Source organism: Ramlibacter albus, from assembly GCF_014297445.1.
In the GTDB taxonomy this organism is placed as follows: domain Bacteria; phylum Pseudomonadota; class Gammaproteobacteria; order Burkholderiales; family Burkholderiaceae_C; genus Ramlibacter; species Ramlibacter albus.
This window is the reverse complement of record NZ_JACORU010000001.1, coordinates 185662-200849: the sequence shown is the minus strand read 5'-3', so window position 1 is coordinate 200849 and position 15188 is coordinate 185662. Positions and strand designations below refer to the sequence as shown.

The window sequence follows — 15188 nt, the reverse complement described above, 5'->3', positions numbered from 1 at the left end:
AAGGAGACGACGTGTCGAATTCCATCCGGCCTGACCGCAGGAACTTCCTTATCGCGAGCGCTGGCATGCTCTGCGCTTCGGCAGTACCCCTCGCCCGAGCCCAGTCCTACCCGAACCGCCCGGTGAAGATCATCGTCGCATATGCCCCCGGCGGGGCAAACGACATGACGGCACGCATCTACGCCGAAGCTCTGAGTGTCCGCCTCCAACAGAGTTTCGTCGTCGAGAATCGCCCTGGCGCGAGCGGGATCTCGGGCACCGTGCAGGCAGCGAAGGCCGAGCCCGACGGGTACACGCTCATGCTAGGTGCGGGAGGGGTGATGACCATCAACCCCGCGCTGCACCAGAACCTGTCGTACGAGCCGCTTCGAGACTTTGCGCCGATCGGCCTTGCGTCGCGTTCCCCGCTGGTGATGGTGGTTCCGTCGTCGCTGCCGATCAAATCCGTTGCCGAGCTGATCGCTCATGCGCGAGCGCGGCCTGAAGGCATTTCCTTTGCGTCCCCTGGGGCCGGAACCCCACTGCACTTGGCCGGCGAGCTGTTCACCCGGCAGGCCGGGATCAAGGCTCTGCATGTACCTTACAAAGGCAGCGCGCCTGGCATCGCGGACGTGATAGCGGGGCGGGTGGACCTCATGTGCGACGCGCTTAACAGTTCCCTGCCGTTCATTCGGTCCGGCAAGCTGCGGGCGCTGGCCGTGACCACCGCCCAGCGCAGCGACCAGTTGCCGGAGGTTCCGACACTCCAGGAAGCCGGACTGAAGGATTTCGATGTCAGTTCGTGGTTTGGTCTCTTCGCACCGGCGAACACTCCTCGAGAGATCGTCGGCCTGCTCGCCGCAGAGCTGCAGAAGGCAACCGCCATGCCGGAGACGCGGCAGAAGATTGCGAATATCGGGCTGGAAACGGTGAGCTCCACGCCCGAGCAATTGCGCGCAATGATCGAGCGAGAGCAGCTCCGCTGGAAGGAGGTCGTGCGGCAGGCCAACATCAAGCCTTGACGTCTTCCGAGCTGCTCGCAAGGCGCAATCTTCCGCTCCTGTTGCTGCGGGCGCGAGAATCCGCCCTGTCATTCCATCGGCCGGCGCTGCGCAAATATGGTTTGTCGGATCAACAGTGGAGGGTCCTGCGGGTTCTTGCCGAGTGCGGCGTCCTTGAAACGGGTAGGCTGGCGCACGAAACTTTGCTCGCGGGAGCCAGTCTCACCGGCATCATCGATCGCATGGAGCGCGGTGGTCTGGTCAGGCGCAAGCGTGACCAGAAAGACAAGCGCTGTACGTTGGTGGAGGCCACGCCAATCGGGACTCGACTCGCCCGGCAGCTGTCCCCCTCCATCGAATCGTCATACGGCTCCTTGGAGGCGAGCTTGGGTCGGCAGAACCTTGCAAGTCTTTACGTACTTTTGGACGAAGTCGTGGCCGCTATGGAGAAGGCTCCGGGCTTGCGGTAGGTGCGCGGGCACTCTGATCGCAGCCATCGAAGTCGTCCGCTCGGGAACGAGGGTGGCCGCATTCATGGCACCGGCGGACGTGCCGGCGTAGATGTCGAACGGAGGTTTCGAGTACGCGCTCAGCTCGCGCCGAATGCGCAAAATCCCAAGAGCACACCGACTTGGTATGCCGCACCCGCGCCGCCTCCGGTTAGCACGATATCGAGGCCGTGGCGGGAATCGCTCTGCAGCGTAAAACGATAAACAGGCTTAGCATTTTCGTGCCCTGAATGGTGCCAGCGGGCAACCGAACCTACCATTCGCGATAAGCCGCAGCGATCCGCGGGGGATCAGCGCCACCCTCCGCCCAATGCGCGGTAAAGCTGGATCTGGTTCTGCAGGCGGGCCAGTCGCGTCTGAACCAGCAACTGCTCGGCCGTGAAGAGCGAGCGCTGTGCGTCCAGCAAGTCCAGATAGCTTGCCGCGCCGGCTTCATAACGCAGGCGCGCCAGCCGGGTGCGAGCCTCCTCCGCCGCCACGACCCCGGATTGCGCCTGCAGCTGGTCGCTCCACGTCGTACGTGCCGCTAGAGCGTCAGCGACCTCTCGGAAAGCCGACTGGATCGCGCGCTCGTACTGAGCCAGCGCGATATCACGCCCGGCCAGTGCCGCAGCGAGGCCGGCGCGGTTGCGTCCGGCGTCGAAGATGGGCTGCAGCAAGGACGGTGCCGCAGTCCAGCCCCACGAGCCCCCTCCGAACAGGCCGGAGAGATCGGAACTCGCCGTGCCGATGCCGGCGGTGAGTGTGATGCGGGGAAAGAACGCGGCGCGCGCGGCCCCGATGTTGGCGTTGGCCGCAACGAGTTGCTGCTCGGCCTGGCGCACGTCGGGTCGTTGGACGAGCACGTCCGATGGCGTGCCCGCCGGCAGGTCGGGAAGGCGCACGGCTTGCGTGGTGGCGCCTGTCTGGAACTCGGGCGGCACAGGCTCTCCGAGCAGCAAACCCAGCAAGTTCAGGTCGTTGGCGCGCTGCCGCTGCAGTTGGGCCAGCGTCGCACGAGCCGTTTCCGCCAGCGATTGCGCCAGCCGATAGTCGATTTCGCTGGCGACGCCGTTTTCGAAGCGCAATCGCGTCAGGCGCAAGGAGTCCTCACGCGTGGCGAGCGTGCGGCGAGTGAGTTCCAGGAGCTCGTCGTCGGCTGCCAGGCTCAGCCATGTCGTTGCGACCGACGCCACGAGGCTGACCTGGACGGCCTTGCGCCCCTCCTCGCTCGCGAAAAATTGCGCGAGGGCCGCTTCGGACAGGCTCGCAACGCGGCCGAACAAGTCGATTTCCCAGGATGAGAATGCAATGCCGGCCGTATACGAAGTCACGCTGCTGCCCGAGGCGCCCGGAGCGCGCGTGCCGCCGACTGTCGCCCCGACCGTGGGAAACCGGTCTGCCCGACGGATGTCGTACTGTGCGCGAACCTGCTCGATATTGAGCGCCGCGACACGCAGGTCGCGATTGTTCGCCAGTGCCTTCGCGATGAGCGTGCGAAGCGTGCCGTCGGGAAAGAACTGCTGCCACTCAAGATCGGCCGCGCCCCGCTGATCAGACGGCGAGCCATACGGAAACGCCGCAGGAACGGGCGGCTCGGGGCGCTCGTAAGCGGGCATCAAAGAGCAGCCTGCCAGCAACGCCGCCACACAAGCGGCCACCAGCGACTGCGAAGGGCACAGGTTCATGTGCGGTCTCCCGGAGGGTTGTCGGTGGCGAGGTCCAAAGCCATGTGTTGCGCAGCGAAGCGGCGCTGGCGCTCGCTGCCCTTGAACAGCCCGCGCACCAGCACGAAGAACACAGGCACGAAGAACACCGCCAAGGCGGTGCCGGTAATCATCCCGCCGAGCACGCCCGTTCCGATTGCGCGCTGGCTTGCCGAACCGGCTCCGCTGGCGATTGCCAATGGCAGTACGCCGAGTCCGAAGGCCATGGAGGTCATGACGATCGGCCGGAAGCGCAGACGCACGGCGGTGAGCGCCGAATCGACCAGGCTCCTTCCCTGCGCTTGGAGATCCTTGGCGAACTCGATGATCAGGATCGCGTTCTTCGCCGACAGTCCGATGGTGGTGATCAGGCCGACCTGGAAATACACGTCGTTGGCGTAGCCGCGCAGAAACGTCGCCAGCAGGACGCCGAGCACCCCCAAGGGCACCACCAGGATCACCGCCAACGGGATAGACCAACTCTCGTAGAGCGCAGCCAGGCAGAGGAAGACGGCCAGGATGGCAAAGCCGTAGAGGATCATTGCCTGCGCGCCGGCCAGCTTTTCCTCGCGCGATTGTCCCGTCCACTCGTAGCCGAAGCCCTGCGGCAGCTGGGCCGCCAGCCGCTCCATTTCGGCCATGGCGGCGCCGGTGCTGTACCCGGGCGCCGGGCCGCCAGAAATGCGCATGGCCGGGTATCCGTTGTAACGCACCGTCTGCATTGCCCCCGTCACCCAGCGGGTGGTCGCGAATGCAGACAAGGGCACCGGTCTGCCCTGCTGATTGATCGCGTTGAGTCGCAGCAGGTCTTCGGGCTGCATGCGCGAAGGCGCATCCGCCTGCACCACCACGCGCTGCAACCGGCCGCGATTGGGGAAGTCGTTGACATAACTCGAACCGAGGGCGGTCGACAGTGCGCCGTTGATGGCTTCGAATGCGACGCCCAAGGCCTGCGCCTTCTCACGATCGATGTCCAACTGCAGCTGCGGCGCGTCCTCCAGCCCATCGGGACGGACCTGAGCCAGCACGGGGCTCTTGGCCGCTGCGCCGAGCAGTTGGTTGCGCGCGGCGATCAACGCCGCGCGGCCGTTGGCCCCTCGATCCTGCAGTCGGAATGTGAAACCCGAGGCAGTCCCGAGCTCAGGAATCGGCGGAGGGCTGAGAGGAAAGATAAACGCGTCACGGATGGCAGAGAGTGCGCCGAACGCACGGCCTGCCAGGGCTTGGGCCGACTCGCCGGCCTCTTCACGTTGCTTCCAGTCCTTCAGCGTGACGAACGCCAACGCGGCGTTTTGCCCCTGCCCGGAAAACGAGAAACCCAGCACGCTGACGATGCTCTGCACCTCGGGCTGCTTGAGCACCCACGCCTCGACCTGCTGCATGACGCCCGAGGTTCGTCCGATCGTCGCACCGGGCGGCAGCTGCACGTTGACCAGCAGGGTCCCCTGGTCCTCCGCGGGCAGGAACGAGGTGGGAAGCCGCGCGTAGATCACCGCGGCCGCGGCGCCGATCGCGGCGTAGAGAATCAGCATCCGTGGCGCGCGATGCAGGATGCGTGCGACAACACCCTCGTATCCGTGCGCGGTTCGGCCGAACGCGCGGTTGAAGGCGCCGAAAAACCCGCGTTTGTCGTCATGATGGCCGGGCGGCACCTGTCGAAGAAGCGTGGCGCACAGCGCCGGCGACAGCGACAACGCCATCAGCGCCGAAAATCCGATCGAAGCCACCATGACCGCGGCGAACTGGCGATAGATGTTGCCGGTCGCGCCGGCAAAGAACGCAAGTGGAACGAAGACGGACACAAGGACCACCGTCACCCCGATGATCGCGCCCTGGATCTGGCTCATGGCCTTGCGCGTAGCCTCCCGCGGAGGAAGACCCTCGTGGCTCATGATCCGCTCGACGTTCTCCACCACGACAATCGCGTCGTCCACGACGATGCCGATGACCAGCACCATGCCGAACATCGTGAGCACGTTGATCGAGAACCCGAGGGCCAGCAGCGTCGCGAACGTACCCAGCAGCGCCACGGGAACCACCAGGGTCGGGATGAGGGTGTAGCGCCAGTTCTGCAGGAACAGGAACATCACGAGGAACACGAGCGCCACGGCTTCAACAAGCGTGATCGCCACCTGCTGTATCGAAATCCGTACGAAGCGAGAAGTGTCGTACGGAATGTCCCACTTCATGCCGGCCGGGAAGTAGGCGCCAAGCTCGGACAGGCGCTGGCGCACGGCGTCCGCCGTGGCGAGCGCATTGCCGTTGGGCGACAGCTGGACGCCGATACCGGTGGACGGCTTCCCGTTCAGGCGGGCTGCGGTCGAGAAATTCTGCGCATTCAGTTCGACCCGAGCCACATCCTTCAGCCGAACAGCGGAGCCGTCGGTATTGGCGCGCAGCACGACATTGCGAAACTGCTCGACGTCGGAGAGCTGGCCCTCGACCAGCACCGTGGCGGCGATGCCTTGGCCCGCAACATTGGGCAACTCGCCGATGCTGCCGGATGAGACCTGCGCGTTCTGGCCGCGGATCGCGGCAGTGACGTCGCCGGCCGAGAGGTTGTACGCCACCAGCTTCTGCGGGTCGATCCAGACTCGCATCGCCTGCTCGGTGCCGAACAACTGGGCTTGGCCGACGCCGGGTATGCGCTGGATTTCGGGCAACACGTTGCGCGATGCGTAGTCGCCCAGTTCCACAGGCGTCCAGGCAGGGTCGTCGGACGACAGGATCGTGAAGAGCAGGAAGTTCGAGCGTGCCTTGTCAACGCGCACGCCTTGCTGAGTGACCGCCGAAGGCAGGCGCGGGGCCGCGCGCGACAAGCGGTTCTGCACATCGACCTGCGCGAGGTCAGGATTCGTTCCGGGCTCGAAGCTGAGGGTGATCTGACCGTTGCCGTTCGCCTGCGTGACGGACTCCATGTAGATCAGACCGGGCGAGCCGTTCATCTCCTGCTCGATGACGGTGATCACGCTTTCTTCCAGGGCGCGTGCCGACGCACCCGGGTATGTGGCGGAGATGACCACCGACGGCGGCGCGACGGGCGGGTATTGGGCAATCGGCAGCTGCGTAATGGCCACGCTGCCCAGCACGATGATAAAAAGGGCGATGACCCAGGCGAAGATCGGCCGGTCGATGAAGAAGTTGGCCATGGGCTGCGCTCAGCGTGAGACCGGGGCAGAAGCGGCAGCAGAGGCGGCGGTAGCGCCTGCACCTGCAGGCGTCCAAGGCGTGGGCTTGACCGGCTGGCCAGGCCTCAGTTTCTGGAAACCGTCCACCATTACCTGCTCGCCCGGCTGCAGTCCTTGCAGGATGACCCACTGCCCGTTGCGCGAACCACCGACCTTGACTGGCCGCGAGGCGACTTTGCCATCTGCCGATACCACCATGACCGTGTCGCCTTGAGGAGAGCGTGTGACGGCCTGCTGTGGCAGAAGCACCGCGTTCGTGGCTTTGGCCTGCTCCAGTTGCACGCGCACGAACATCCCCGGCAGCAGGACGCCGCGCGGGTTGGGAATCTCGGCCCGGATCGTCACCTGGCCCGTTGCCGGATCGACGCTGAGGTCGGCGAACAACAGGCGACCCAGGGGACCGTAGTCGCTGCCATCCTCCAGCAGGACGCGAACCTGCGCGCCGTCGGCCCCGGCGCGCTTCAGCTGGCCTTGTTCGAACGCGCGTCGCAGCTTCATGACTTCGCTGGAGGACTGCGTGAAGTTGACGTACAGTGGATTGATCTGTTGGATCACGGCCAACGGAGTCGCCTCGCCCTGGCCTACGAGAGCCCCTTCCGTGACCAGCGAGCGGCCGATGCGCCCCGAAATGGGCGCCGTCACTTCTGCATATCCGAGATTGATCTCGGCGGTCCGAACGGCGGCCCGCGCTGCGGCCACTTCGGCCTCGGCCTGTTTCTGCGCCGCAACCGCATTGGCGTAGTCCTGCTTGCTGATGGCGTTGGCCTCGACAAGCGGCTTGTAGCGTTCGGCCAAGGCTGATGCCTGTCCAAGACTGGCTTCCGCGCGAGCCAGGCTCGCCCGCGCGCTGGCGTTGGCGGCCTGGTATGGGGCAGCATCGATGCGATACAGCACCTGACCAGCCTTAACGTCGCTTCCTTCCGTAAACATGCGGCGCTGGACGATTCCCGCCGCGCGTGCGCGCACCTGGGCGCTTCGGGATGCCTCGAGCCGGCCGGGGAGTTCGGTCACCAGACCCACCTCGCCTGTGGCAACTGTCACCACGCCCACCGCGGGCGGTGGGGGTGAGGCCGGTGCTGCGGCCGGCCCGCCTTGGCGGCCGCAGCCGGTCAGGCTGGCGATCACCAGCACCGAAGAACACGCGGCCAGCACTGCCAATCGGGTTCGCAACATGACGCCTCGCTAAACGACCAGGAAGCGGCGGATTATACATACGTCAATGAATCTATAATCGAGTCCATGCCGAGACGCACCAAGGAAGAAGCACTCGCCACGCGCAATCGCTTGCTGGATGCGGCCGAACGACAATTTCTTGCCAATGGCGTGGCCGGGACGTCGCTGAACGACATCGCTATGGCAGCAGGCACCACCCGGGGCGCGATCTACTGGCACTTCAGGGACAAGGCGGACCTGTTCAACGCCATGATGGACCGCGTGACGCTGCCGCTGCAGGCAGCGGCGAGCCGCCTGGTGGAATCGTCCGAAGACGAAGATGCCCTCCCCAGCTTGCGATCGGCGATTCGGGCTGCGTTGAGCCAGACCGTTCGCGATCCGCAGACGCGCCGCGTCTTCGAGATTGCCACACACAAGGTGGAGTATGTGGACAGCCTGTTCGCGATACGAGAGCGCCATCAGGGCATGCGCATGGAGTGGGTGCGCGGCATCCGCCGCGCGCTGCGAGTCAGCGCGGCGTCGCGAGGGCTGCGCCTGCCAATGACTGCGGCGGCCGCGGCACACGGCTTGCAGGCACTTGTTGACGGGCTGATCCAGAACTGGCTGCTGGACACGTCCGCCTTCAACTTGGAGGTTTCCGGCGATAAGATCGTGGGCTGCTTCCTGGCCGGGCTCGGGTTCGATTAGCTCGGAATGGTGGCGTGCCAGCAGCTTCGACATGCCGCGAAGTCGATGACTTCTGAGCAACTGGGACGTTCGGCAGCGAGCCACGGATTCCCGCATTGGCGATCTCGATTGCGGAGCGAGGCAGCGTTTCATTCCAACACGAGCCCGGTGGCAGCAGTTGGCGCTGGCTCGACCGTCAGTGCGCCCCCTACGGCGCCTTGCGCCATGAGCTCGCGAAGTGCCACCAACCTGCTTCATCGGCCTTTGGTCCGTGGCCCCTTGAATTCAGGGAACGCACCGAGCAAGACGGTGACGCGTGTTGCGTCATCGTCAGGGCCTGCCGGACGAGGCCGACGTGGCTGCTGGACTGCGTCGCTCATCTTTAGGCAACAACTCTTTCGACGCCCTGATCCAGTCGACATCGTCATGGATGATGCAGCGGATGTCCTGCATCTGCTGCCGATATTCAATCGAGCTGCGCTCCTGGTTGGGTCACGCGGTTCGAGGCGTGACGGACCAGGTTGTTCACACGGCGACCCGTCGTGTACAGCGTGTTGCTCAAGTCAGCGTCACGCGCAGGAAGCACGTCGGCTCCAGCACCTGTGAGTCGTCGGCACGGCCCTTCGATTCGCGATGGCGGTTGACGATTGCCCGGGCGTGGCCCTTGGTCTCTTCGTTGACTTCAGCGATGCTGCTGGGGCTGTGCTTGCTCGCCGGCAGCTTCAGCCACTCCAGAACAGTACCGCCACTACGACCGCGCCGCGACGAGTACACCGCTGCTAACAGCCTGGCCCTCCAGGACTCCGGTCAGTTCCGCCATCGTTGTGTCGGCGTCCGTGATGCCGGCGAAGTCGCGCGCCCATTTCTAATGTTCGAAGAGCGTGGCGACGCGCGCATAGCATCCGCGCTTCGTTGGAGCACAAGTCGCTTTCAGATTTCGACGTCGAGCAATTGTTTCGAATCAGCACAACGGATGTAGCAGCCATCCGTGAGCGCTTCCGGGCGGACCGCCGGACCGCCGCCTGGGCGTCGCGGTCCAGTTGGTCGTCCTTCGCGCGACCGGGCGTTCGCCGGATCGAACGTCGGTCTTGCGTCGCGTACAGCTGCGGTCGCTGTGCGGTGCGGGGCCAGAGCGAAACGGCCGTCGCGTCCCTCAAGACAATCTGCGACCGGACGCGAATGCCCGTGCCGCGGGTTTACCCGGCACACAGAGCGTGACGGGGAGCATGGAAAGCAAGGTCACCCCAAGTGCCAGTAGATCGCACCCCGGGTGGTGCCCGCTGCCATAGCAATGTCGTTCAGCGACGTCCCGGCCACGCCATTGGCAAGAAATTGTCGTTCGGCCGCATCCAGCAAGCGATTGCGGGTGGCAAGTGCTTCTTTCTTGGTGCGTCTCGGCATGGACCGTCAATGCGCCGGCCGGCCTTACGGCGTAGACATCCTGATGCCACGGAAGTACGAGGACGTGTCGCAATTGGACGTCGATGCCTTCCCAGTTGACCACGTCGACTTTGTGCGAAAGCTGCTCGACGACGCGGGGGTGCCGCGCTTGGCGCCTGGCCAGGACGGCCGAAGCGGCGCGCGAACTGCTCAAGGGCCTGCACATGACGCCGCGCGAAAGTATGGAGATGCTCGAGCTCTGCTTTCGCCATCCGATCAAGCTCATCGTCAACGCCCTTGGCGGCCCGCCGATCGACCTCGTCGAGCGTGCGCATTCGAAAGGCATCAAGGTCGGGGCGTTGGCAGGGAAGGTCGACCATGCGCTGCGGCATCGAGAGGCGGGATGCGACGTTATCGTCGCGGTCGAACGGAAGCCGCAGGGCACACCGGCAACATTTCTTCGATGGTGCTGTGGCCCCGCATCGCGGGCGCAGTCGCGCCGCTTCCGGTGCTGGGCGTCGGCGGTGTGGGGCGTGGCAGGCAGCTGGCTGCAGCGCTGGCGCTCGGCTGCGAAGGCGTCTGGTGCGGCTCGATCTGGCTCAAGACCGTGCAAAGCGAAGTGCTACCCGCAATCAAGAAGAAGCTGTTCACGGCGGGCGCGAGCGATGCCATCCTGACCAGGAAGGTCACGGGCGAGCAGTGCCGCACACTGTGCAACGCCTTCAGCGAGGCTTACGCGCGGTCCGGTGCGCCGGAGCCGTTGCCCGCGCCGCTGCAGAACATGCTTTGTTGGGCGCACGGGCGCACGCGGGTGGAGCGCGCAAACGCCGAACCGTTCCTCACCTATCCGGTCGGGCAGCTCGTCGGGGACATGAACGAGGAAAGTTGAGTTCGCCAGTCGTGCAGGACATGCTGCTGGAGCTTGCCGACACGAAACTGCGTCTCGACGAAATGCTGTTGATCCCCCTCGCTGCCACCGGAAGCCGCAGGCAAACAAACGACCGTTAGGTGTTAGGATGGTGGCCACGTCAAATCTGCACGGGAAATGGGTCGGAGTTCCATGCCAACTGTTCACCAGGGTCCGGCAGCGGCCGGGAGAAGCTTGCGCGGCCGCGCCGCCGTTGTCGGGGCCGGGAGGTCGGCGGTGGGCCGCGTCGAAGGCCGAAGCGTCATGGCACTGGCCAGCGATGCCGCCAAGGCCGCGCTCAACGACGCCGGGATCGAGCGCGCAGCCATCGACGGCGTCCTCACGAGTGCCGCTTTCGCAGCGCCCTTCCACCGCTTCAGCGTGGCGTTCAGCGAGTATTTTGGCATCCAACCGACGTTCTCGAACACGCTGCAAGTTTCCGGCGCCACCGCGGCGACCATGTTCAACATCGCCGCGGCGGCCGTCGCATCCGGCTTGGCCAACAACGTCCTGGTGCTTGGCGCGGACAGCCTCCTCACTGGGCTTTCGCCAGACCTCGCGCTTCGTTCCATGACAGAGAGCCGCGACCAGCAATACGAGATGCCGTTCGGAATCCCCGTGGCCAACACGTTCGCGATGACGGCGCACCGCCATATGAGGGAATTCGGAACGACCTCTGAGCAGCTGGCGAAAGTGGCCGTGATCCATCGCGAACATGCGATGCAGACGCCCGAAGCTCAGATGAAAAACGCCATCACGGTGGAAGACGTCTTGAATTCGGGCTGGGTGACGACGCCGTACCACAAGCTCGACTGCTCGCTCATCTCCGATGGCGCGGCGGCATTCGTCGTCACTTCGGCTGACCGCGCGCGCGATTCCGGCGGCGCGCCCGTCTACATCCTCGGGGGCGGCGAATGCTACACGCACGAACACATCTTTCTCATGCCGTCCTTGACCACCACCGGTGCGGTCGAATCGAGCGACAGGGCCTACGCCATGGCCGGTGTCGGGCCGCGTGACATCGACGTCGCCGGCGTCTACGACTGTTTCACCGGCACCGTCATCATGATGCTCGAGGACCTCGGGTTCTGCCCGAAAGGCGAGGGCGGCCGGTTCGTCGACGACCGGCAGATCACCTACGGGGGAAGCATCCCGATCAACACGCACGGCGGTTTGCTGTCGTTCGCGCACCCGGGCATGCCGGGGTCCCTGCTGCACTTTCTCGAAGTCATCGAGCAATTGCGCGGCCGCTGCGGCGACCGACAGGTACAGGGTGCCGAACTGGGGCTGGTCCACAGCCTCGGTGCCGGCTTCGCCACGCAGGCGACCACCATCCTCGGAACGGAGGCAACGCTTTGAGACGCATTGACCCAAGAGAGGCGCATGACAAGCCGCTGCCGACGCCAGATTCCGACTCGCGCGCGTACTGGGAAGGGCTGAAGGATGGGCGATTGCTCCTTCAGCACTGCAACACCTGTGGGCACGTGCAGTTCTACCAGCAGGCCCTCTGCCGCAAGTGCCTGGGCACGGACCTTGCCCATCGCGCGGCCAGCGGACGCGGCACCGTGCATTCTTTCAGCGTCGTGCACAGGGCCCCCGGCCCCGCGTTCAAGCAGGACACGCCCTATGCCGTTCTGCTCGTGGAACTGGCGGAAGGACCGCGCATGATCAGCTCGCTGATCGACGCCGATCCGATGTCCGTCGCGTTCGACATGCCGGTGGAACTCGTCTGCGATTCCTCAAACGCCGATGTTGTCCTGCCTCGTTTCCGGCCCGTTAAGTTGGCGCAGCCGCACACAAGTCTTGATGTTCAAGGGAGTTAAGTCCATGCGCATTGGCAGCGTTGAGTTCGAGAAGCGGGACCGCTTGGCGGTCCTGACACTGGATGAACCCACCAAGCTCAACGCCATCTCACCGGCGTTGTGCCAGGGGTTAAGCGAGGGATTGGCGCTTGTCGACGGTGACCCGGATATCCGTGTCGGTGTCATCACCGGACGGGGTGACAAGGCTTTCTGTGCAGGTGCCGACATCGGTTCGTTCCCTGAATCGCCGGAACAGGCGCGCGATTTCATCGCGCGGGTGTTGCCGGTGCTGGAAGCTCCCGAGCGATGCCGAAAACCGCTCATCGCCGCAGTCAACGGGATCGCGTTTGGCGGTGGCTTTGAAATCGCCATTGCGTGCGACTTCATCGTTGCGTCCGACCAGGCGAAGTTCGGCGTGCCCGAGATCCAACTCGGCCTTCTGCCGGGTTTCGCACTCCTGCGACTGCACCAGATCGTCGGCCGGCCGAGGGCCAAGGAGCTGAGCATGCTCGGCGAGCCGATCTCGGCGGCCCAAGCGGTCGAATTGGGCATCGCGCTGCGCGCCGTCCCTCATGCGAACTTGATGGAGGATGCGTTGGCTTTCGCGGAAAAGCTGGCCGCCAAGCCGCGAATGGCCCTCCAGATGGCGAAGTCTTTCTACAACAGGGGCTTAGGGGGCGACGACATGCGTTACGCCGTCGATGCGTTTCCCTTCCTGTTCCAGACCGACGACGTCAAGGAAGGAGTCGACGCTTTTCGCTCCAAGCGCAGGCCGCAGTTCAAGTAGGGCCCGCGCGGTATCTTTGTAGCGTCATGCAAGCCAGCGTTTGCGACGTCGGTAGTGCTTGATGTCCTTGAAATCGCGGCCCTCCGCCCCGCCAAGATAGGCTTCACGAATGTCCGGGTTGTTCCGCAGCACTTCGGCTCGGTCGTGCATCACGACGCGGCCGTTCTCGATCAGGTAGCCGTGCGACACGACATCCAGCGCCGCGATCGCATTTTGCTCGACCAGCAGGATCGACATGCCTTCTTCCCGGTTGATGCGCCGAAGGATATCGAAGATCTCGCCGACGACGACTGGCGCCAGCCCCAGGCTGGGTTCGTCCAGCATCAGGAGCTTCGGCTGCGTCATCAAGGCCCTTCCGATGGCCAGCATCTGCTGCTCGCCGCCCGACAAGTAGCCTGACTTTGCGCCGCGCCGCTGGTGCAGGCGCGGAAAATATGCGTAGACACGGTCGCGGTTGCGCTGCATCTCGGCCCGGCCGCCGTGGACCGCGGAAGCCGCGATCAGGTTCTCGTCGGGAGTGAGATGCTCGAACACACGCCGGCCTTCAAGAACCTGCGCAATGCCGAGCTTCACCCGGTCCTGGGGCGCGAGCTTTCCGATGTCCTGGCCGAGGAACTGGACGTTGCCGCGCGTGATCTCGCCTCGTTCGGACTTCAGCAGCCCGCTGATTGACTTCAAGGTGGTACTCTTGCCGGCGCCATTGGCCCCAAGCAACGCAACCATGCCACCTTTCGGCACCTCGATCGAGACACCCTTGATAGCCAAAAAGACGTGGTCGTAGATGACCTCGATGTTGTTCAATGTCAGGGCGTTGGTCATCGTGCGTACCCGTCGAGGCTCCTTATTTGTTCGCCTTGGCGAATTCCGCCGAATTGGCCTTGACGAGCGTGTTCACCAAACCGGTGTAGTCCGCGATCCAGGGGGTCTGGGGTACCCACTTCGATCCGTCCCACATGTCGATGCGGGTCCTGCCGCCACCGCCGTGGTCCTGCGGGGTCACGGTGATCGGTGGCATGAAGCCCTTGGCGTCGTAGTTCTTCAGGCTGTACATGCCCTTGCGAATCTTTTCCGGGGTCAATGGCCAGCCCTGGGACTTCACCGCGTGGCGCACACCCTCAAACACGGAGGAATAGACGGCCAAACCGGTGTTGTAGTACGAGTCCGCGACAAGCTTCCGGTCGCCGTTGCCCTTACCCTTGTCGTAGAGTTCCCGCAGGATGTCCTGCACGAGGGGGTGCTCGGCGCCGCCGCTCACGACCGCGGATCGTTTCAGCCCCTTGGCGGCAGCGGCGCCGAAGTTGTTGATGTCGACCTCGTTGATCCAGTTGACCGTGACCATTCGCTCCAGCGGGATGCCGTTTCGTTGCATTTCCCGGAAGGAGATCGGGTTGAGCGGGGAGAAGGACCAGAGAACGACCCAGTCGGGCTGGAACCGGCGGATCTGCGCGAAGGCTGCGCTCTGGTCATTTCCAGGCACCGGGAACGGAAAGGTCTGGAAGTCGAATCGTTCCAGCCGCTTGAGAGCCTCGAAGACCGGGATGGGTTCGCGGCCGAATGGCGTGTCGAGATAGAGAAAGGCCACCTTCTTGCCCTGAAGCTCTCCCTTGGCCTGCTTCTTGAAGTAGCTCACGATGTTGGCGGCCTGGCCCCAATACGTCGGCGCCAGCGGAAACACATTCTTGAACACTTCTCCGTCGACGGCGTCGCCGCGACCGACCAGCGGCTGCACCAGGATGTTCCCGTCCTGCATGATGCGCGGCAGGACCGCGCGTGACACGGGCGTGGAGAAGAAATCGAACACCATCACGCCATCGCGTTTGAGGCGCTCGTAGCAGTCGATGCCGCGCTGCGGCTCGTTGCCGTGGTCGATCAGGGTCACTTCGATCGGGTGGCCCTCGATCCCGCCCCGGAGGTTCAGCAGGTCGGCATAGTCCTTTACGGCCTGGGCCACCTGCGGCACAGCGGCGACGTAAATCTTGCTGATGTCGTAGCAGAGGCCGAACTTGACCGGGCCTGCAGCGTGCGCGGAGGGGAAGATCGCGCCACCGAGCAGTGCGATCGCGGCAAGCTTCGAGCGAAGGGATGTCGTCATGGCAGTTGTCCTGATCGAT

13 protein-coding genes and 1 pseudogene are annotated in these 15188 nt (G+C 64.5%); 7 read left to right on the top strand and 7 right to left on the bottom strand.

Annotated features, from left to right (window positions below; translation table 11 throughout):
* Positions 1 to 122: 122 nt before the first annotated feature.
* Both H8R02_RS00885 and hpaR read left to right on the top strand, forming a co-directional pair.
* The gene (locus H8R02_RS00885; protein ID WP_187079463.1) at positions 123 to 1001 is read left to right on the top strand and encodes a Bug family tripartite tricarboxylate transporter substrate binding protein; all 879 of its coding nucleotides are present in this window, start codon (positions 123 to 125) and stop codon (positions 999 to 1001) included.
* The gene (hpaR, locus tag H8R02_RS00880; RefSeq protein WP_187079462.1) at positions 998 to 1450 is read left to right on the top strand and encodes a homoprotocatechuate degradation operon regulator HpaR; all 453 of its coding nucleotides are present in this window, start codon (positions 998 to 1000) and stop codon (positions 1448 to 1450) included. Before H8R02_RS00885 ends, hpaR begins: the two co-directional genes overlap by 4 nt.
* Positions 1451 to 1779: 329 nt before the next feature.
* Here hpaR and H8R02_RS00875 read toward each other — a convergent pair whose 3' ends face one another.
* The 3 genes from H8R02_RS00875 to H8R02_RS00865 are packed head-to-tail and all read right to left on the bottom strand — an operon-like array spanning position 1780 to position 7535.
* Positions 1780 to 3156: an efflux transporter outer membrane subunit gene (locus tag H8R02_RS00875; RefSeq protein ID WP_187079461.1), complete on the bottom strand. Its 1377-nt coding sequence runs from the start codon at positions 3154 to 3156 to the stop codon at positions 1780 to 1782.
* Positions 3153 to 6323, bottom strand: coding sequence for an efflux RND transporter permease subunit (locus H8R02_RS00870; protein WP_187079460.1), 3171 nt, complete (start codon positions 6321 to 6323; stop codon positions 3153 to 3155). The genes H8R02_RS00875 and H8R02_RS00870 overlap by 4 nt, the downstream gene beginning before the upstream one ends.
* A 9-nt stretch (positions 6324 to 6332) precedes the next feature.
* Positions 6333 to 7535, bottom strand: coding sequence for an efflux RND transporter periplasmic adaptor subunit (locus tag H8R02_RS00865; RefSeq protein ID WP_187079459.1), 1203 nt, complete (start codon positions 7533 to 7535; stop codon positions 6333 to 6335).
* Between the two features lie 66 nt (positions 7536 to 7601).
* Between H8R02_RS00865 and H8R02_RS00860 the strand changes: the two genes are divergently transcribed.
* Positions 7602 to 8222 carry a TetR family transcriptional regulator gene (locus H8R02_RS00860; protein WP_187079458.1) on the top strand — a complete coding sequence of 207 codons (621 nt, stop codon included), beginning with the start codon at positions 7602 to 7604 and terminating at the stop codon, positions 8220 to 8222.
* Between the two features lie 537 nt (positions 8223 to 8759).
* Here H8R02_RS00860 and H8R02_RS00855 read toward each other — a convergent pair.
* Positions 8760 to 8975 (bottom strand): hypothetical protein, encoded by a 216-nt coding sequence (locus tag H8R02_RS00855; RefSeq protein ID WP_187079457.1) that lies wholly within the window; start codon positions 8973 to 8975, stop codon positions 8760 to 8762.
* 474 nt (positions 8976 to 9449) lie between these two features.
* Positions 9450 to 9602, bottom strand: a pseudogene (locus tag H8R02_RS00850) (TetR family transcriptional regulator); the annotation flags it as partial.
* On the opposite strand from H8R02_RS00850, the gene H8R02_RS30740 reads away from it, so the two are divergent.
* From H8R02_RS30740 to H8R02_RS00830, 4 genes are all read left to right on the top strand, one after another.
* Positions 9601 to 10470, top strand: coding sequence for a nitronate monooxygenase (locus H8R02_RS30740; protein ID WP_354004852.1), 870 nt, complete (start codon positions 9601 to 9603; stop codon positions 10468 to 10470). The pseudogene H8R02_RS00850 and the gene H8R02_RS30740 overlap by 2 nt on opposite strands.
* Positions 10471 to 10626: 156 nt before the next feature.
* Positions 10627 to 11847, top strand: a complete 1221-nt coding sequence (locus H8R02_RS00840) for a thiolase C-terminal domain-containing protein (protein ID WP_354004851.1) — start codon at positions 10627 to 10629, stop codon at positions 11845 to 11847.
* Positions 11844 to 12311, top strand: a complete 468-nt coding sequence (locus tag H8R02_RS00835) for a Zn-ribbon domain-containing OB-fold protein (RefSeq protein WP_222622295.1) — start codon at positions 11844 to 11846, stop codon at positions 12309 to 12311. The genes H8R02_RS00840 and H8R02_RS00835 overlap by 4 nt, the downstream gene beginning before the upstream one ends.
* Before the next feature lie 4 nt (positions 12312 to 12315).
* Complete coding sequence (locus H8R02_RS00830) at positions 12316 to 13077, top strand: enoyl-CoA hydratase/isomerase family protein (RefSeq protein ID WP_187079453.1); 762 nt, start codon at positions 12316 to 12318, stop codon at positions 13075 to 13077.
* Positions 13078 to 13101: 24 nt separating this feature from the next.
* On the opposite strand, the gene H8R02_RS00825 is transcribed toward H8R02_RS00830, so the two are convergent.
* On the bottom strand, positions 13102 to 13896 hold the full coding sequence (locus tag H8R02_RS00825) for an ABC transporter ATP-binding protein (protein ID WP_187079452.1): 795 nt from the start codon (positions 13894 to 13896) through the stop codon (positions 13102 to 13104).
* A gap of 22 nt (positions 13897 to 13918) precedes the next feature.
* Entirely contained in the window at positions 13919 to 15169 is a 1251-nt protein-coding gene (locus H8R02_RS00820) for an ABC transporter substrate-binding protein (RefSeq protein WP_187079451.1), read from the bottom strand.
* Positions 15170 to 15188: the final 19 nt, after the last annotated feature.

Excerpts from the sequence above, each read along its gene's own strand:
- H8R02_RS00875 (WP_187079461.1), bottom strand. The coding sequence starts at position 3,156 with ATGAACCTGTGCCCTTCGCAGTCGCTGGTGGCCGCTTGTGTGGCGGCG.
- H8R02_RS00870 (WP_187079460.1), bottom strand. The coding sequence starts at position 6,323 with ATGGCCAACTTCTTCATCGACCGGCCGATCTTCGCCTGGGTCATCGCC.
- H8R02_RS00865 (WP_187079459.1), bottom strand. The coding sequence starts at position 7,535 with ATGTTGCGAACCCGATTGGCAGTGCTGGCCGCGTGTTCTTCGGTGCTG.
- H8R02_RS00860 (WP_187079458.1), top strand. The coding sequence starts at position 7,602 with ATGCCGAGACGCACCAAGGAAGAAGCACTCGCCACGCGCAATCGCTTG.
- H8R02_RS30740 (WP_354004852.1), top strand. The coding sequence starts at position 9,601 with ATGGACCGTCAATGCGCCGGCCGGCCTTACGGCGTAGACATCCTGATG.
- H8R02_RS00840 (WP_354004851.1), top strand. The coding sequence starts at position 10,627 with ATGGGTCGGAGTTCCATGCCAACTGTTCACCAGGGTCCGGCAGCGGCC.
- H8R02_RS00830 (WP_187079453.1), top strand. The coding sequence starts at position 12,316 with ATGCGCATTGGCAGCGTTGAGTTCGAGAAGCGGGACCGCTTGGCGGTC.
- H8R02_RS00825 (WP_187079452.1), bottom strand. The coding sequence starts at position 13,896 with ATGACCAACGCCCTGACATTGAACAACATCGAGGTCATCTACGACCAC.
- H8R02_RS00820 (WP_187079451.1), bottom strand. The coding sequence starts at position 15,169 with ATGACGACATCCCTTCGCTCGAAGCTTGCCGCGATCGCACTGCTCGGT.